We start from the raw sequence: 16,164 nt of genomic DNA, 5'->3' as shown, positions 1-16,164 counted from the left end.
CTGGAATATCGCCCGAAGAGAACTGAACCATGACCGATCCGCTTTACATCCGCATGCACCCGGCCGACAACGTGGCCATCGTTGCCAACGACGGCGGCTTGGCGCCCGGCGCCAGGTTTGCCGACGGCCTGACGCTGTGTGACCGTGTGCCGCAGGGCCACAAGGTGGCACTGGTTGATCTGCCCCGGGGCAGCGCGGTCTTGCGTTACAACGTGCCCATCGGTTATGCGCTGAAAGACATTCCGGCTGGCAGCTGGGTGCATGAGCGCCTGCTGGAGATGCCGGCCGCACGCGAACTCGTTGGCTTGCCGATGGCGACGCTGCGGCCTGAGCCCTTGCCGCCGCTGGAGGGTTACACCTTCGAGGGTTATCGCAATGCCGATGGTTCGGTCGGTAGCCGCAACATCCTGGCCATCACCACCACGGTGCAGTGTGTGGCGGGTGTGGTGGAGTTTGCGGTCAAACGTATCAAGGAAGAACTGCTGCCGCGTTTTCCCAATGTGGACGATGTGGTAGGCCTGGAGCACACCTACGGATGTGGCGTGGCGATTGATGCGCCCGACGCCATCATCCCGATACGTACCTTGCGCAACATCACGCTGAACCCCAACTTTGGTGGCGAAGTGATGGTGGTCAGCCTGGGCTGCGAAAAGTTGCAGCCCGAGCGCCTGCTGCCGCCAGGCACGATCCAGATTGTGGATGAACGCAATGTGGCCGATGTGGGCATCAGTGCCGACGCCGTGCTGGACGTGGTCTGCCTGCAGTCGGAACACCATGTCGGTTTCATGTCCATGATCGACTCCATCATGCAGGCGGCCGTTTTGCACCTGGAAAAGCTCGATGCACGACGCCGCGAAACCGTGCCGGCCAGCGAGCTGGTGGTCGGTGTGCAATGCGGCGGCAGTGATGCGTTCTCCGGCGTGACCGCCAACCCGGCCGTCGGTTTTGCCACCGATTTGTTGGTGCGCGCCGGCGCCAGTGTGATGTTTTCCGAAACCACCGAAGTGCGTGACGGCATTGACCAGTTGACCGCACGCGCCAGCAGCCCGGAAGTGGCGCAGGCCATGATCCGCGAAATGGCCTGGTACGACGCTTATCTGCAAAAAGGCCTGGTCGATCGCAGCGCCAACACCACGCCCGGCAACAAAAAAGGCGGCTTGTCCAACATCGTCGAAAAAGCCATGGGCTCCATCGTCAAGTCGGGCACAGCGCCTATCACTGGTGTGTTGGCACCCGGCGAAAAGCTCAAGCAAAAAGGCCTGACTTACGCCGCCACGCCGGCCAGCGATTTTATTTGCGGCACCTTGCAAGTGGCTGCTGGTATGAACCTGCATGTCTTCACCACAGGCCGCGGCACGCCGTATGGCCTGGCCGAAGTGCCGGTGATCAAGGTGGCCACACGCAGCGATCTGGCCAGGCGTTGGCACGACCTGATGGACATCAACGCCGGCCGTATTGCCGACGGCGAGGCCAGCATCGAAGACGTGGGCTGGGAGCTGTTCCACCTGATGCTGGAAGTTGCAAGTGGCCGCAAAAAAACCTGGGCTGAACACTGGAAGCTGCACAACGCCCTGGTGCTGTTCAACCCGGCACCTATCACCTGAACCCCGTACACGCACTTTTTAGATCATTTTTTCAAGCGAGACCCCATGACACAAGCCACACCTTACCAATCCTTTCCCAATACCTTCAAGCGCGACCTGCTGGCCGGCAAGAAGCTGATTGGCTGCTGGTCCTCGCTGTCCAATGCCATCACCACCGAGGTGCTGGGTGTGGCCGGTTTTGACTGGATTTTGCTGGACGGCGAACATTCGCCCAACGACATGGCCACCTACATTCCGCAGCTGATGGCGCTCAAGGACAGCAAGAGTGCGCCCGTGGTTCGTCCCAGCTCCAACAACTCGGTCGAGCTCAAGCGCCTGCTGGATGCCGGTTTTTACAACTTCCTGATTCCTTTTGTTGAAAGCGCCGAGCAGGCGGCCAGCGCGGTCTCAGCCACGCGTTACCCGCCGCAGGGCATACGCGGCGTGTCGGTGTCCCAGCGCAGCAACCGTTACGGCACGGTGCCCGAGTATTTCAAGTCCATCAACGAGCACATCTGCGTGATGGTGCAGATCGAGAGCCGCGCCGGCGTGGCCGCCACGCGTGACATTGCCGCGCTGGACGGCATCGACTGCATCTTTATCGGCCCTTCGGACCTGGCGGCGGGTTATGGCCACCTGGGCAATGCCGGCCACCCGGAAGTGCAGGCGGCCATGGTCAGCATCTTTGCTGATGCCAAGGCCCACGGCAAGCCGGTTGGCATCCTGGCACCGGTGGAAGCCGATGCACGCCGCTACATGGAAATGGGCGCCACCTTTGTCGGCGTCGGCAGCGATCTGGGCGTGTTCCGCGCGGCCACGCAGGCCTTGCACGACAAATACACGAGCTGATTTTTCCTGTCATCCCGGACCTGATCCGGGATCCATGCACCCGCCTTCTGAGTCGCGGGTCATGAGGTGCAGGTATTTTTTTGACAATCAAAGGAGAAATTGAAATGAGCAAGCTTGGTTTTATCGGTCTGGGCATCATGGGCGCGCCAATGGCAGCACATCTGGTCAAGGCCGGCCACGAGGTTTTTCTGACCACCCGCAGCAAGGTGCCGGCGGATTTGCTGACCGACAAGGCCGTGGCCTGCGGCTCGGCCCAGGAAGTTGCAGAAAAGGCCGACATCATTTTCATGATGTTGCCCGACACGCCCGATGTGGCCAAAGTGCTGTTCGGTGACAAGGGTGTGGCGGCTGGCCTGAGCAAGGGCAAAACCGTGGTCGACATGAGCTCCATCTCGCCCATGGACACCAAGGAATTTGCCAAGAAGATCAACGATCTGGGTTGCGACTACCTGGATGCGCCGGTTTCCGGTGGCGAAGTCGGCGCCAAGGCGGCCAGCCTGACCATCATGATTGGTGGTCCGGATGCGGCTTTCGAACGTGTCAAGCCACTGTTTGAACTGATGGGTAAAAACATCACCCTGGTCGGCGGCAACGGCGACGGCCAGACCTGCAAGGTGGCCAACCAGATCATCGTGGCGCTGAACATCGCCGCCGTCGGTGAAGCCCTGTTGTTTGCCAGCAAGGCCGGCGCTGACCCGGCCAAGGTCAGGCAGGCGCTGATGGGTGGTTTTGCATCCTCACGCATCCTGGAAGTGCATGGCGAACGCATGATCAAACGCACCTTCAACCCCGGCTTTCGCATCGGCCTGCACCAGAAAGACCTGGGCCTGGCGCTCAGCGGTGCACGCACCCTGGGTGTGGCGCTGCCGCAAACGGCCAGCGCAGCCCAGCTGATGCAGGTTTGCAGCGCCAACGGCATGCAGGACCTGGATCACTCGGCGCTGGTGCGTGCGCTGGAACTGATGGCCAACCACGAGGTCGCCAAGGCTTAAACCACAGGGCCGCTCGGCCTGTTTTTTCAATCTGTTCGAGGAGTTGTCATGTCTGTGAACCGCCGCAAAGTTCTGGCCTCATCATTGGCCCTGGGTCTGGCCGCCTCCGGCGTGCAAGCGCAGGCCTGGCCGGCCAAACCGATACGTATCGTGGTGCCTTACCCGCCCGGCGGCTCGTCGGACATCATTGCCCGCTCCATCAGCCAGGCGCTGTCGGAAGCCCTCAAGCAGCCGGTGATTGTTGAAAACCGGGCCGGGGCCAACGGCAACCTGGGCGCCGACGCGGTGGCCAAGTCCGCACCCGACGGCTACACCTTGTTGCTGTGCGACACCGGTGCACTGGCCATCAGCCCCTCGGTCTACACCAAGCTGGCGTTTGACCCGAGCAAAGACTTGCGCGGCGTCACCATGCTGGCTTATTCGCCGCATTTGCTGGTGGTGCACCCCTCGGTGCCGGCCAACAACCTCAAGGAACTGGTCGCCTTGTCGCACAAGTCGCAGCTCAACTTTGCCGTCACGGCCATGGGCAGTGCGCCGCACCTGGCCGGTGTGGCTGTGGAACGTGCCAGCAAGGCGACGTGGCAATACATTCCCTACAAAGGCGGCTCGCAAGCCGTGACCGACACCATCGCCGGGCAAACCCAGGTCTTGATGAACGGCATGTTGGCCACCTTGCCTTTTGTTCAAAGCGGCAAACTCAAAATCCTTGGCGTGTCCAAAGCCACACGCATGCCGCTGATAGGTGATGTGCCGACCTTGCAGGAACAAGGCCTGACCGGTTTCGAGTCCGGTACCTGGCAAGGCATGCTGGTGGCCAATGGCACACCGGCGGCGATTGTGAGCCGGCTCAACACCGAGCTGATCAAGATCATCCGCAGCCCCGAAATTCGCGCCAAGCTCAGCGGGCAGGGCGCCGAAGTGGTGACCATGGCCCCGGCCGAACAGGACAAGTTTTTCAATCAGGAGCGCAAGCGCTGGGCCGAGGTGGTGACACAGGCCAAGATCAAGCTGGATTGATCAGTCGCTACTGATTTAATAGCTGCTTGCGACCGTCATGTAAGGGCTGGGGGCCTATTTGACTGTATAAAACAGGTCAAATTGGCTCGCAAGGCTTTCTGCGCGCCTGAGTCAGAGTCTTTGTCGCCGCCGCAGCACATACTCCAGCCCTTCAAACAGCGCCTCGCTCAGCAGCGCCAGCAAGGTCGCGGGCAGGGCACCGGCCAGCAGCAACTGGCCGTCGTTCAGCGCCAGGCCGGTAACGATGCGCTCGCCGTAGCCACCCGCGCCTATGAAGGCGGCAATCGTCGCGGTGCCGATGGCAATCGCCGTGGCGGTGCGCAGGCCCGCGACGATGGTCGGCAGCGCCAGCGGCAGCTCGACCAGGCGCATGCGCTGGCCTGCCGTCATGCCCAGTGCCTGCCCGGCCAGCCGCAAGCCGGTCGATACCTCGCCCAGGCCCGCCACGGTGTTGCGCATGATGGGCAGCAGCGCGTAAAGCATCAGCGCAATCAGTGCCGGTACGGTGCCGATCACGCCCAGCAGTGAAATCAGCATCGCCAGCAGCGCCAGCGAAGGCACGGTTTGCAGCAGGCCGGTCGCACCCAGCACCACAGCGCGCAGCCGCGCATGCGGAAACACCCACACCGCCAGTGGGATGCCCAGCAGCGCCGCCAGGCCCACCGAGGCCAGCGTCAGCGCCAGGTGCTGCCGTGTCAGGCGCGCCAGGTCGGGCCCGAAAAGCTTGACCCAGAAGCCGCGTTGTGATGCGTCGGTGGTGCTGGCGCTGGGTGTACCTCCCGACGCCTTGGCCACCAGGTGATCGCGCGCAATCACATCAAATGCCACACCCTGCAACTCGGCCCGCGCATTCATCGCAATCATGGCGTTTTCGTCGATGCTGCCGCGCAAGCCTTGCAGCGCCGTCCAGGCTTGCGGAAATCGTGTCGGTACATCGAGCCGGTAGAGCAGCACCGCGTCGTAACGCGGAAAATAAGCGCGGTCATCCTGCAACACGTACAGACCCAGATGGCCAATCTTCGCATCGGTGGTGTAGATGTCGATCACGTCCACCTGCTGCTGCGCAATCGCGTCGTAAGCCAGGCCGTGGTCCAGTGCGATAGGTGTCTGCGGCGCGCCATAACGCTGCGCCAATCCCTTCCAGCCATCGGCGCGGCCTATGAATTCATTGGACAGGCCGAGCTTGAGTTCTGGATGCTTGGCCAGGTCACTGAGCGACGTGATGCTCAGGCGCTGTGCCGTGTCCGCACGCATGGCCAGCGCGTAGCCGTCGTTAAAACCCAGCGGCACCGCCACACCCAGGCCCAGCGGCGCCAACGCCGCGTTCATGCCGTCCAGGGGCAGGGGGGCGCTGCTTTTGAGAATCTCCAGGCTGATGGTGCCCACGTATTCCGGGTACAGGTCGATGCTGCCCAAACGCAACGCCTCGTAAACAATCGCCGTGTTGCCTAGCCCTTGCAGCACCGATGGCGGGGTGGGGGTATGCGGCGCCGCCGTTTGCGCCAGCACCTGCGCCAGGATGTAGGACTCGGTGAAACGTTTGGAACCTATGCGCAGCGTGTCGTCGGGGGAGGGTGCAGCGAAGCAGAGGCTGCTGACAAGGCCCAAGAACACGGCAATACAGCAGGCGGCAAAGGCGGGGAGTCGACTTGTCATGGCGCCAGTATCGCCGCGTCGCCGACCGACGCCAAGCCGAGACCGCAGCGTGTGTCATCTCCACGCAGCAGCATTCGGTCAGCTGTGGCAGACTGCCTTCCGACCGACGCGCAGTACGTCTGCGCGAATTCATCCAACAAAAAACAGACACACCATGACCATCCAGCTTTACGCCTTCGACACCCCCAACGGCCGCAAGATCAGCGTCGCCCTGGAAGAAATGGGCCTGCCCTACGAGGTGCAGGTGGTGGACATCACCAAGGGCGAACAGAACGCCCCGGCATTCCTGAAGATCAGCCCCAACAACAAAATCCCCGCGATTGTTGACCCGGATGGCCCCGGCGGCCTGCCCATCAGCGTGTTTGAGTCCGGCGCCATCCTGATCTACCTGGCTGAAAAGACCGGAAAATTTTTACCCAAAGAGCCGCGCGTCCGCGTGGCCGTCATGGAGTGGCTGATGTTCCAGATGGGCGGCTTCGGCCCCATGCCCGGCCAGGTGCACCACTTCGCTGGCCTGGACAACGAAGCCGACCGGCGTTATGGCCTGGAGCGTTTTATGGCCGAAACGCGCCGCCTTTACGGCGTCATGGATCGCCGGCTGGCCGACAACACTTTTTTTGCGGGGGAAGATTTGTCCATCGCCGACTTCGCCATCGTGGGCTGGGCCTGGCGGCATGAGCGGCACAAGATTGACTTGGCGGATTTTCCGCATGTGCGGCGCTGGTATGAGGCGATGATGGCGCGGCCGGCGGTGGCGCCTGGATTTGTGGTGGCGCTAAAACGCGCGTCCTGACACCCGCGCTTGAAGCGAAATTTGCTATAAATATAGTAGCTGCTTGCGAGCGCCCCTCAAGGGCTGGAGGCTAATTTTTCGCTAACGTTTGATGAAGATTAAGGGAGGTAATTTTACAAACTTAACGAATTTGTCTAAATTTTCTAATTGAACTAAAATCAAGCCATCAAATAGGCAACTAGTTCCGGCTCTCAGTATTCGGGGTAGCAGTTTTCCAAATTGATGCAGGCCTTGAAAGGGTTCAAATGATCGTTCTTAAAGCAACACAAGACGAAGTACTTCGCGTCTTGCAGTCTGTGGCAGGCATTGTCGAGCGGCGGTACACCCTGCCCATTCTTTCCAACGTATTGCTGCGCAAGACAAGCACAGATTTCCCCGAACAAATTAGTAGAGCCACAACCGGGATGGCTATGACGGGGCGTGATGTGTTTGTTGCGCCCTTGCGGCAGGGGTGTCGCGTAATGCTGGGTGCCAGTTCACGTTTCAGCGGCTTCTTCTCAGCCAGCAAAGCCAATTTGCGTAACGCGCCCTGAGGCGCAACTTTTTCCAGACACACGCATGAACACTTTAACCCTTACTTCACCGTTTGCCACTGAATCTGACCAATCGCGCCATGGTTCCAGCGGTAGCCCTTATGCCACTGCGACGCAGACCACTGCCGTATTACGCTCTGGTGCTCAGTACCGCCGTGACCGCATGGATGCCGCCGACATGATCACCACCGACGAAGCCGCCGCGCTGGCGGGCACCACGCGGGTGACGATCAATGCTTGGATCAAAACCGGGCGTTGCATTGGACTGTCTAACCTGCGCCGGGGTTTCAAGCTGCCGCGCTGGCAGTTTGAGCCTGCTATCTGGCCTGCGCTGCAGCCTGTGGCCAAGCAGTTGGGGTCCACCGATGGTTGGCAGCTGCTGGCGTTTTTGGAGTCCCCCGCCACAGCGTTGGACGGCCAGACGCCGCGCGCTGCTTTGGAGCAAGGCGTAGCGCTGGATCGCGTACTGGCACTGGCAACGGCTGAGGCACATTGACCTCATCCATGAACTTTCACGACTTTCATCCCCCCATCATTGAGATACCCGCGCACCAGGGCTGGCATCGGGTACAGCGAAAAACCGCCCGGAGAGATAGCGTGCGGCTCAAGGGCTATGTGCTGGCGCCACCGGGCGTTCTGGCCGGGCGGTTTGACCTAGCCGATGAACCCACGGCCTATTTGGCCGACAGCCCGGAGACGGCGCTTTACGAGTCACTCTTTCGCCGCGAGGTGCGTAGTTGTAGCTGGGGCCGCATAGAGCAGCGTATGCTGGTCGGCTTCGAAACCCAAGCCTATTTACGTTTGGCAGACCTGCGCGGCCTGGAGGAGCGCTACCCGGTGCTGCAGTCCATGCGCTACGAAACCAGCCAAACCTTTGCACAAGACTGCAGGCGCCAAGATTTGCACGGCATCCTTTATGCGTCAGCCCAGCATCCGAGCCATGGGTGTTTGTGCCTGTTCAAGGCTGGTATCGAGCGTACTAGGAAGACCTCATCGATTGCCCTTGTACAGCAAGGTGTAGAGGTACTCCACAAGGCAGTAGTTGCCGCGGCGCGCGGGTCACAAGTGCCGATTATTCGGGAAGAGCGCTGAAACGCTATTAAAAATGAAGCTGTACTTGCAATGAGTACAAGGGCTGGAGTGGGAATTTGAAAAAAGCCGCCGGTGACCCCGGCGGCTTTTGCATGGCTATTTAGTAAGAGTATTACACCGAACCCCACACCTCCTGCGCTGTCTCCACCACCAGCCGCAGCTTGGCGCGCTGAACTTTCACAGCAATCTCCTTGCCATGCACGCTGCGGCCGGGCTGGGCCAGCCTCGATAGGTTGGCAGGGCCTCACGATCGTGAGGTCTAATCCGATTTTGTGAACGCCATCTCCCCATGAACAACGATCTTCCCTCCCTGACCCAATCCCTGCGTGACTTTGCCAAAGCGCGGGACTGGGAGCAATTTCACTCGCCCAAGAATCTGGCTTCGGCACTGACGGTGGAGGCTTCGGAACTGCTGGAGCACTTCCAGTGGCTGACGGAAGAGCAGAGCCGCAACTTGGCTGCACCCAAAAAGGCCGAGGTGGCGGCGGAGGCGGCCGATGTGTTGCTGTACCTGCTGCAGCTCTGCGACAAGCTGCACATTGATCTGGTGGAGGCGGCGCGCCTGAAGCTGCTCGTCAATGCCGACAAGTATCCGGTGGAGCGTGCACGCGGCTCCAGCCAGAAATACACCGATATCCCCGACCCGAACCGGGGCGCGTGAGGCTGGCGTGTCGCTCATTATTTGATAGCTACTGGCGCCCATATCGATTGGGCTAGAGGCCAATTTGGCATAAGAGAAGCCGCCAAAAAGGCGGCCTTTGAGCGTTGGTGTTAGCGGTTCAGGCTTAACCCCACACCTCCTGCGCTGTCTCAATCACCAGGCGCAGCTTGGCGCGCTGCGCTTCGACGGCGATGTCGTTGCCGTGCACGGTGCTGCTGAAGCCGCACTGGGGCGACAGCGCCAGTTGTTCCAGCGGCGCGTAAAGCGCGGCGGCGTCGATGCGGCGTTTCAGGTCGTCCTTGTCTTCCAGGGTGCCGAACTTGGTGGTCACCAGGCCCAGCACCACGGTTTTGCCTTTGGGCAGGTAACGCAGGGGTTTGAAGTCGCCGCTGCGGGCGTCGTCGTACTCCATGAAGTAGGCGTCGAGGTTCATTTCCTGGAGCAGGGCTTCGGCCACGGGTTCGTAGTTGCCGGCGGCGGCATGCGTGCTCTTGAAGTTGCCGCGGCACAGGTGCATGGCCAGGGTCATGCCGGCAGGTTTTTGCGCCACCACGAGGTTGATGAACTTGGCGTAGCGGTGTGGCAGCTCATTGGGGTCGTCGCCGCGCTGGCGGGCGGCTTCACGCATTTTTTCGTCGCACAGGTAGGCCAGGTTGGTGTCGTCCATCTGCACATAGGTGCAGCCGGCGGCAGCCAGGCTGCGCAGTTCGTCGCCATAGGCATTGGCCACGTCCTGGTAGAACTCAGGGTCCAGCTCGGGGTAGTGCTCCCTGCTGATGCCGGCGCGGCCACCGCGGAAGTGCAACATGGTCGGCGAGGGAATCGTCACCTTGGGCGTGTTGCCGGCAGAGACCTGGCTCTTGAGGTACTGGAAGTCGGCGAGCTGGATGTCCTTGACGTGGCGCACCTTGTCGACCACACGCATCACCGGCGGTGCCAGCTCCTGCGTGCCGTCAGGCCGGATCACGGTGACCGGGATGTCGGTTTTCACGCCGCCGATCTGCTCCAGAAAATCGATGTGAAAGTAGGTGCGGCGAAACTCGCCGTCGGTGATGCTTTTCAGGCCCACGTCTTCCTGGAACTTCACGATCTCGGTGATGGCCTTGTCTTCGACCAGGCGCAACTGCTCGGGCGTGATCTCGCCCTTGGCTTGTTGCTCACGGGCTTCGAGCAGGTATTTGGGACGCAGAAAGCTGCCGACATGGTCGTAGTGGGCCGGCAGATGCAGGGCGGGGGTGCTCATGGGATGTCCTTTGAGATTCTGGATCGAAGCTGGAATATTAAGGCATCTGGAAATGTCAGTAATGAATACATTAACGGGCTTTTAAAGCCGTATTTCGCCAGAAATTCTTGATTTTTCAGGATAAATGTATACAGTGTGTATTCATGAAAGCTGAAAAACCTCTGTTTCCGCTCAACGCCTGGTACGCCGCGGCTTACGACGTGGAAGTCGCGCGCACATTGTTGCCGCGCACCATTTGCAAACAAAAAATCGTGATGTTCCGCAAGACCGATGGCTCGGTGGCGGCGCTGGAAGATGCCTGCTGGCACCGGCTGCTGCCACTGTCCATGGGCCGGCTTGATGGTGACGAACTCACCTGCGGCTACCACGGCCTGGTCTACAACGCGCAAGGCCGTTGCACCCACATGCCGAGCCAGGAAACACTCAACCCATCCGCCTGTGTGCGCGCCTACCCGGTGCTGGAAAAACACCGCTTCGTCTGGATCTGGCCCGGTGACCCGGCCAAGGCCGACCCGGCGCTGGTTCCCGACATGCACTGGAACGATGACCCGGCCTGGGCCGGTGACGGCAAACTCATCACCGTGAAATGCGACTACCGCCTGGTGGTCGATAACCTGATGGACTTGACCCACGAGGCGTTTGTGCACGGCTCCAGCATAGGCAACCGCGAGGTCGCTGAAGCGCCGTTTGTGGCGACACACGGCAACCGCACGGCGACCGTGACACGCTGGATGGACAACATCGAAGCCCCGCCATTCTGGGCTGGACAGATACAGCATGCGCGTGGCTACACCGGGCCGGTGGACCGCTGGCAGGTGATCCGTTTTGAAGCGCCGTGCACGGTGACTATCGATGTGGGTGTGGCCGAAGCCGGCAGCGGTGCGCAACCCCGGGACGGCCAGCCCGGCGACCGCAGCAAGGGCGTCAACGGTTTTGTGCTCAACACCATCACACCCGAGACCGACGGTACCTGCCATTACTTCTGGGCCTTTGCCCGCAACTACTGCCTGGGGGAGCAAAGCCTCACCCATCGCCTGCGCGAAGGCGTGGCCACCATCTTTCGCGAAGACGAACATGTGCTGGAAGCGCAGCAGGTCGCGATGGACGAACACCCGGACCACCAGTTTTACAACCTCAACATCGACGCCGGCTCGATGTGGGCACGCAAGCTGATCGACAAGATGTTGACGCAGGAAAGCACGCCAACACCGGTGATCCCGATTCGCCGGGCAGCATGAGTACGCAATTCAGACAAAGGACTTCCATGGCATTCGCTATCAAAAACAGAGCTATTGACGCAGATCCTGAAAGGGCTGAAGGCCAATTAGGCACTGAAAGTGCGCAGGTGCGGGCGCTGCTGCGCCTGCGCGAGCTGATTCTGTCCGGCGAACTGGCTGGCGGCACACGGATTGCCGAGCTGGCGATTGTGGAACGTATCGGTGTGTCGCGCACGCCCATACGTGCGGCCCTGATGCGGCTGGAGCAGGAAGGCCTGCTTGAAGCGCTGCCCAATGGTGGTTACGCGGTCAAAACTTTTTCAGAGCGCGACATTGCCGATGCGATCGAGCTGCGCGGTACTTTGGAAGGCCTTCTGGTGCGGCTGGCGGCCGAGCGCGGTGCGCCGGCCGTGGTGCTGGCCGAAGCCAAAGATTGCTTGCGCCAGGTCGATGCCGTGCTGGCCGACACCGCGCTGAGCGACGAAGCTTTTTCCGCCTATGTGGATTTGAACCAGCGCTTTCACACCCTGTTGTACGAAATGGCCGACAGCCCGGTCACCGTCAAACAGCTGGCGCGTGTGGCCGGTCTGCCTTTCGCCTCGCCCTCGGCTTTTGTGGTGGTGCAGTCGAACTCGCCGCAGGCGCGCGACATGCTGGTGGTGGCGCAAGACCAGCACTGGCAGGTGCTGGATGCGATTGAGCGCGGCGAGGGCACACGCGCCGAAGCGTTGATGCGCGAACACTCACGCCTGGCCCAGCGCAACCTGCGCCATGCGCTGTCAGGCCAGGGCGGCGCACAGATGCCGGCCTCCATGAAAGCGATGAAACTGATTCGCCGGCGCGGCTAAATATGGCCCCCACGCTAGCCACTTCGTGTGCTTCGCTGCCCCCCCCCCCGAGGGGGCGCTGCGCCTGCGGCCCGGCAAAGCCGGTTCCGCGGCCCCGGCTTGAAGAGACAGATGCCAACCATTGATGAATCATGAAAAGCAACCAGACCCTTTACGAGGCCACCATCGTCGCGCTGCGCGACCTGACGCCCACCGTGCGTGAGTTCGAGATTCATCCTGTACAAGGCGCCGCCTTGCCTTGGGATGCAGGCGCGCATTTGCAGGTGCAAGTGCTGGTCAACCGCCAGGTGCAGACACGTTCTTATTCGCTGGTCGGCGTGCCCGACGGACAGAGCTACCGTATCGGCGTCAAACACATGGCCGACGGCCGGGGTGGTTCACGTGCGATGTGGCAACTGGCCGCCGGTGACCGGCTGCAAATCAGTACGCCGCAAAACCATTTCCCGCTGGATTTTTCGGCGCCGCATTACCTGCTGGCGGCCGGCGGCATAGGCATCACACCGCTGGTGATGATGGCCCAGCAGTTGCAGGCCCGCGCGCGCCGAACCGGTGCCACGCTGCGTATGTTGTACGGCGTGCGCACGCAGGACGAGCTGGCGTTTTTGCCGCTGTTGCGCGAAACCCTGGGCGACTCCTTGCAGTCCTTTGTGGCCGAACGCGGCGAAAGCATGGACCTGGCCGCCGAAATTGCCGCCTTGCCCGCGGGCGGGCAGTTGTACACCTGCGGTCCGGTGTCCATGCTGGAAGCGATCAAAAAAGCCTGGGCTGATGCCGGGCGTGTGCCGGCCGACCTGCGTTTTGAAACCTTTGGCAGCAGCGGGCGTTTTGCCGCACAGAGTTTTCGGGTCCAGGTGCCGCGTCACCAGGTCGACATCATGGTGCCGGCCGACACTACCTTGCTGGATGCGCTGGAAAGTGCGGGCGTCGAAACCCTGTCTGATTGCCGGCGCGGTGAATGTGGCTTGTGTGTGATGGAGGTGCTGGCGCTGGACGGCGAGGCCGATCACCGCGATGTATTTCTCAGCGCGCACGAAAAGCAGGAGAACCGGCGCATCTGCGCCTGTGTCTCCCGGGTGGCGGGCGCCATCACGCTGGATTCGGCGTGGCGGCCCGACTGAGTCAAATCGCCATGCCTGAGACCTTGCCAACGGCGCCGCAACCAAGAGGGCTTTCGCATCCCCGGGCGGCGCGTTGTTCTGCAAGCTCAATAACGCAAGCGGCCGTCGCTGCCAATCACGCCGATGTCGACGAAGTTGCTGCCGACATTGCTCTTGGAAAAGTCCACCCTGAAGCCGCCAAAGTCCAGTTCGCCCATGCTGCGCAGGGTTTTGGCCAGACCGGTCGCGGTGGGTTCTTTTTCGGTGTTGCGCTTCACGGCTTCGGCCACGGTGCGCGCAGACAGATAACCTTCCAGATGGAAAGAGGTGTACTCCGTCAGTTGCGGGTAGGTGGCTTTCATCGCGGCCTGAAAGTCGCGGTGAACCGGCAAGGTGCGGCCATTGGGGTTGGGGAAGGTTTGTGCGATACCCACACCGCGCGCGCCTTCAACACCGGCGAGTTTGACGATCAGCGCGGCCGGCACATAGGACAACACAAACAGCGATTGCGATACGCCCGCCTTGCGCAGCGCGGCCACGCCGTCGGCCATGAAACGTGGCGCGCCCAGCACCAGCACACCCTGGCCGCCCAGGGTGGCGATCTGCTGGCTGGCCGCGGCCAGCGCCGCGGCATCGGGGCCGGACTTCACGCCCTTGATCTCCAGGCTGCCTGTGCGGCCCGCGGTTTCCTGCGCCACCGCCATGCCCGAGGTGCCTATGGACAGGTCCTGGTACAAGACCGACAACCGGGTCATGCCGATGGTGCGCGAGTGATTCACCATTTTTTCGATCTGCTGCTTGTCACCGGCGCGGATGTGGAACAGCTTGGGGTGGCCGGGCGAGCGAAAACTCTCGGCGCCGGGAATCGCATTCATCACCACCACGTCGGCCTTGTCCAGCAGCTTGTCGTCCAGCATGCGTTTGAGCGCGTTGGAGCCAATCGGCGAGAGCAGGGCGAGCGGTTTTTTCTCCATCGCCTTGCCGAACTGTTCGGCAAAACCGTCTGCCGAATATCGGTCATCGAGCTCGAAAAAACTGATCTTGCGACCACGCAGGCCTTGTTTGTTGGCTTCATTCACATAGGCCTTGATGCCCTGGTTGATCTCGGGCGCATCGGGCACGGGGATCACGGTGAAGGGGCCGACCTGACCCAGAACAATGTCGGCGCCGCGGGCGGGCAGGGCCGTGAAAGTGGCGGTCAGGGCAAGCGCAGCAAGCCACGCAGAGGAAAGGCGAAAAGCCATGTAAAAACGTCTCCTTGATGCTTATGTTGTGTTCGTATATAGAACATTTGTGCTTGTTACGAACAATTACTATACTAATCTCGCCCGTGAAATCAGACAAGTCGTTCCCCGTAAATCCTCCGGAGACAAGCATGCAAAGACGAACGTTCACAGCCCTGGCCCTTGCCACCGCCGCCCTGGTCGCCGTGCCCGCACAGGCCCAGGACAACACCTTCAAGATCGGCCTGATCCTGCCGATGACCGGGCAACAAGCCACCACCGGCCGCCAGATCGAAGCAGCGGCCCGTCTGTACATGGCGCAGAACGGCGATACGGTTGCTGGAAAAAAAATCCAGCTGATCGTCAAGGATGACACCAGCTTGCCCGATGTCACACGCCGGCTCGCGCAGGAACTGGTGGTGAATGACAAGGTCAACGTGTTGGCCGGTTTCGGCATCACACCTTCGGCCATGGCCACGGCCCCGATTGCGACACAATCCAAGACCCCCATGGTGGTGATGGCCGCGGCCACCTCCAGCATCACCCAGGCGTCGCCTTACATCGTGCGCAGCAGTTTCACGCTGCCGCAGGTGTCGGTCGCGCTGGCCGACTGGGCGCCCAAAAACGGCATCAAGAAAGTCATCACGCTGGTGTCCGATTACGGCCCTGGCCTGGACGCCGAAAAATACTTCAAGGAGCGCCTGACCTTTAACGGCGGCCAGGTGACGGAGGCCTTGCGTGTGCCGCTGCGCAACCCCGACTTCGCGCCTTTCCTGCAAAAAGTGCGTGACGGCAAGCCCGACGCGCTGTTTGTGTTTGTGCCCTCCGGCGCCGGTGCGGCGGTGATGAAGCAATTTCTGGAACGTGGCCTGGACAAGGCCGGCATCAAGCTGATCGCTACTGGCGACGTGACCGACGACGACCAGCTCAACGACATGGGCGACGGCGCGCTGGGCGTGGTCACCTCCCACCATTATTCGGCGGCTCATCCGTCGGCGATGAACAAGAAGTTTGTCGAGGCCTTTGGCAAAGCCAACAAAGGCATGCGCCCCAACTTCATGGCGGTGGGCGGTTACGACGGTATGCGGGTGATTTACGAAGCGCTCAAAACCAGCAAGGGGCAGGGCGGCGGTGATGCCTTGCTGGCGGCCATGAAGGGTCAGCTTTTCGAGAGCCCGCGCGGCAAGATTTTTATTGACGCGCAGACGCGCGACATTGTGCAGGACGTCTACTTGCGCAAGGTCGAGAAAAAAGACGGCCAGCTTTACAACGTGGAATTTGACGTGATCAAGGACGTCAAGGATCCCGGAAAGACGAAGTAATTGCAGACCCCCATCCAGGCTCACTGCGTGTAGCCTGT

Annotated in this window: 15 protein-coding genes and 1 pseudogene; 13 read left to right on the top strand and 3 right to left on the bottom strand. The window is 61.2% G+C overall.

All coding sequences use genetic code 11. The annotated features are described in order from the left end of the window. Positions 1–29 precede the first annotated feature (29 nt). From garD to R6254_RS05855, 4 genes are all read left to right on the top strand, one after another. Positions 30–1,604 carry a galactarate dehydratase gene (garD, locus tag R6254_RS05870; RefSeq protein ID WP_318405132.1) on the top strand — a complete coding sequence of 525 codons (1,575 nt, stop codon included), beginning with the start codon at positions 30–32 and terminating at the stop codon, positions 1,602–1,604. A 45-nt stretch (positions 1,605–1,649) separates the two neighbouring features. Continuing rightward, the gene (gene garL, locus R6254_RS05865) at positions 1,650–2,432 is read left to right on the top strand and encodes a 2-dehydro-3-deoxyglucarate aldolase (protein ID WP_318405131.1); all 783 of its coding nucleotides are present in this window, start codon (positions 1,650–1,652) and stop codon (positions 2,430–2,432) included. A gap of 104 nt (positions 2,433–2,536) precedes the next feature. Next, complete coding sequence (gene glxR, locus R6254_RS05860) at positions 2,537–3,424, top strand: 2-hydroxy-3-oxopropionate reductase (protein ID WP_318405130.1); 888 nt, start codon at positions 2,537–2,539, stop codon at positions 3,422–3,424. A 48-nt stretch (positions 3,425–3,472) separates the two neighbouring features. Beyond that, complete coding sequence (locus R6254_RS05855) at positions 3,473–4,441, top strand: Bug family tripartite tricarboxylate transporter substrate binding protein (RefSeq protein ID WP_318405128.1); 969 nt, start codon at positions 3,473–3,475, stop codon at positions 4,439–4,441. A 111-nt stretch (positions 4,442–4,552) separates the two neighbouring features. Here the strand turns inward: R6254_RS05855 and R6254_RS05850 are convergent, their stop codons facing one another. Beyond that, a complete protein-coding gene (locus R6254_RS05850) occupies positions 4,553–6,097 on the bottom strand; it encodes a glycine betaine ABC transporter substrate-binding protein (protein WP_318405126.1) in 1,545 nt (514 codons plus the stop codon). Between the two features lie 154 nt (positions 6,098–6,251). On the opposite strand from R6254_RS05850, the gene R6254_RS05845 reads away from it, so the two are divergent. From R6254_RS05845 to R6254_RS05825, 5 genes and pseudogenes are all read left to right on the top strand, one after another. Next, entirely contained in the window at positions 6,252–6,890 is a 639-nt protein-coding gene (locus R6254_RS05845; protein WP_318405125.1) for a glutathione S-transferase family protein, read from the top strand. A gap of 245 nt (positions 6,891–7,135) precedes the next feature. Further along, a pseudogene (locus tag R6254_RS05840) lies at positions 7,136–7,252 on the top strand (DNA polymerase III subunit beta); the annotation flags it as partial. A 196-nt stretch (positions 7,253–7,448) separates the two neighbouring features. Next, positions 7,449–7,919, top strand: coding sequence for a hypothetical protein (locus R6254_RS05835; RefSeq protein WP_318405124.1), 471 nt, complete (start codon positions 7,449–7,451; stop codon positions 7,917–7,919). An 8-nt stretch (positions 7,920–7,927) separates the two neighbouring features. After that, on the top strand, positions 7,928–8,515 hold the full coding sequence (locus tag R6254_RS05830) for an RES family NAD+ phosphorylase (RefSeq protein WP_318405123.1): 588 nt from the start codon (positions 7,928–7,930) through the stop codon (positions 8,513–8,515). A gap of 289 nt (positions 8,516–8,804) precedes the next feature. Beyond that, on the top strand, positions 8,805–9,176 hold the full coding sequence (locus R6254_RS05825; protein WP_318405122.1) for a nucleotide pyrophosphohydrolase: 372 nt from the start codon (positions 8,805–8,807) through the stop codon (positions 9,174–9,176). A 124-nt stretch (positions 9,177–9,300) separates the two neighbouring features. Here the strand turns inward: R6254_RS05825 and R6254_RS05820 are convergent, their stop codons facing one another. Further along, positions 9,301–10,419, bottom strand: a complete 1,119-nt coding sequence (locus tag R6254_RS05820; RefSeq protein WP_318405121.1) for a 5-methyltetrahydropteroyltriglutamate--homocysteine S-methyltransferase — start codon at positions 10,417–10,419, stop codon at positions 9,301–9,303. Positions 10,420–10,562: 143 nt separating this feature from the next. On the opposite strand from R6254_RS05820, the gene R6254_RS05815 reads away from it, so the two are divergent. From R6254_RS05815 to R6254_RS05805, 3 genes are all read left to right on the top strand, one after another. Beyond that, positions 10,563–11,657 carry an aromatic ring-hydroxylating dioxygenase subunit alpha gene (locus R6254_RS05815; RefSeq protein ID WP_318405119.1) on the top strand — a complete coding sequence of 365 codons (1,095 nt, stop codon included), beginning with the start codon at positions 10,563–10,565 and terminating at the stop codon, positions 11,655–11,657. A 26-nt stretch (positions 11,658–11,683) separates the two neighbouring features. Next, positions 11,684–12,484, top strand: coding sequence for a GntR family transcriptional regulator (locus R6254_RS05810; protein ID WP_318405118.1), 801 nt, complete (start codon positions 11,684–11,686; stop codon positions 12,482–12,484). A 131-nt stretch (positions 12,485–12,615) separates the two neighbouring features. Further along, positions 12,616–13,602, top strand: a complete 987-nt coding sequence (locus R6254_RS05805) for a PDR/VanB family oxidoreductase (protein WP_318405117.1) — start codon at positions 12,616–12,618, stop codon at positions 13,600–13,602. A gap of 86 nt (positions 13,603–13,688) precedes the next feature. Here the strand turns inward: R6254_RS05805 and R6254_RS05800 are convergent, their stop codons facing one another. After that, positions 13,689–14,825 (bottom strand): ABC transporter substrate-binding protein, encoded by a 1,137-nt coding sequence (locus R6254_RS05800; protein WP_318405116.1) that lies wholly within the window; start codon positions 14,823–14,825, stop codon positions 13,689–13,691. Between the two features lie 131 nt (positions 14,826–14,956). Between R6254_RS05800 and R6254_RS05795 the strand changes: the two genes are divergently transcribed. Next, complete coding sequence (locus R6254_RS05795; protein WP_318405115.1) at positions 14,957–16,126, top strand: ABC transporter substrate-binding protein; 1,170 nt, start codon at positions 14,957–14,959, stop codon at positions 16,124–16,126. Positions 16,127–16,164: the final 38 nt, after the last annotated feature.

Source organism: Polaromonas potterensis (assembly GCF_033446725.1).
In the GTDB taxonomy this organism is placed as follows: Bacteria; Pseudomonadota; Gammaproteobacteria; order Burkholderiales; family Burkholderiaceae_C; genus Polaromonas.
The sequence above is the reverse complement of the archived record's forward strand: the minus strand, read 5'-3'. Positions and strand labels throughout refer to the sequence as shown.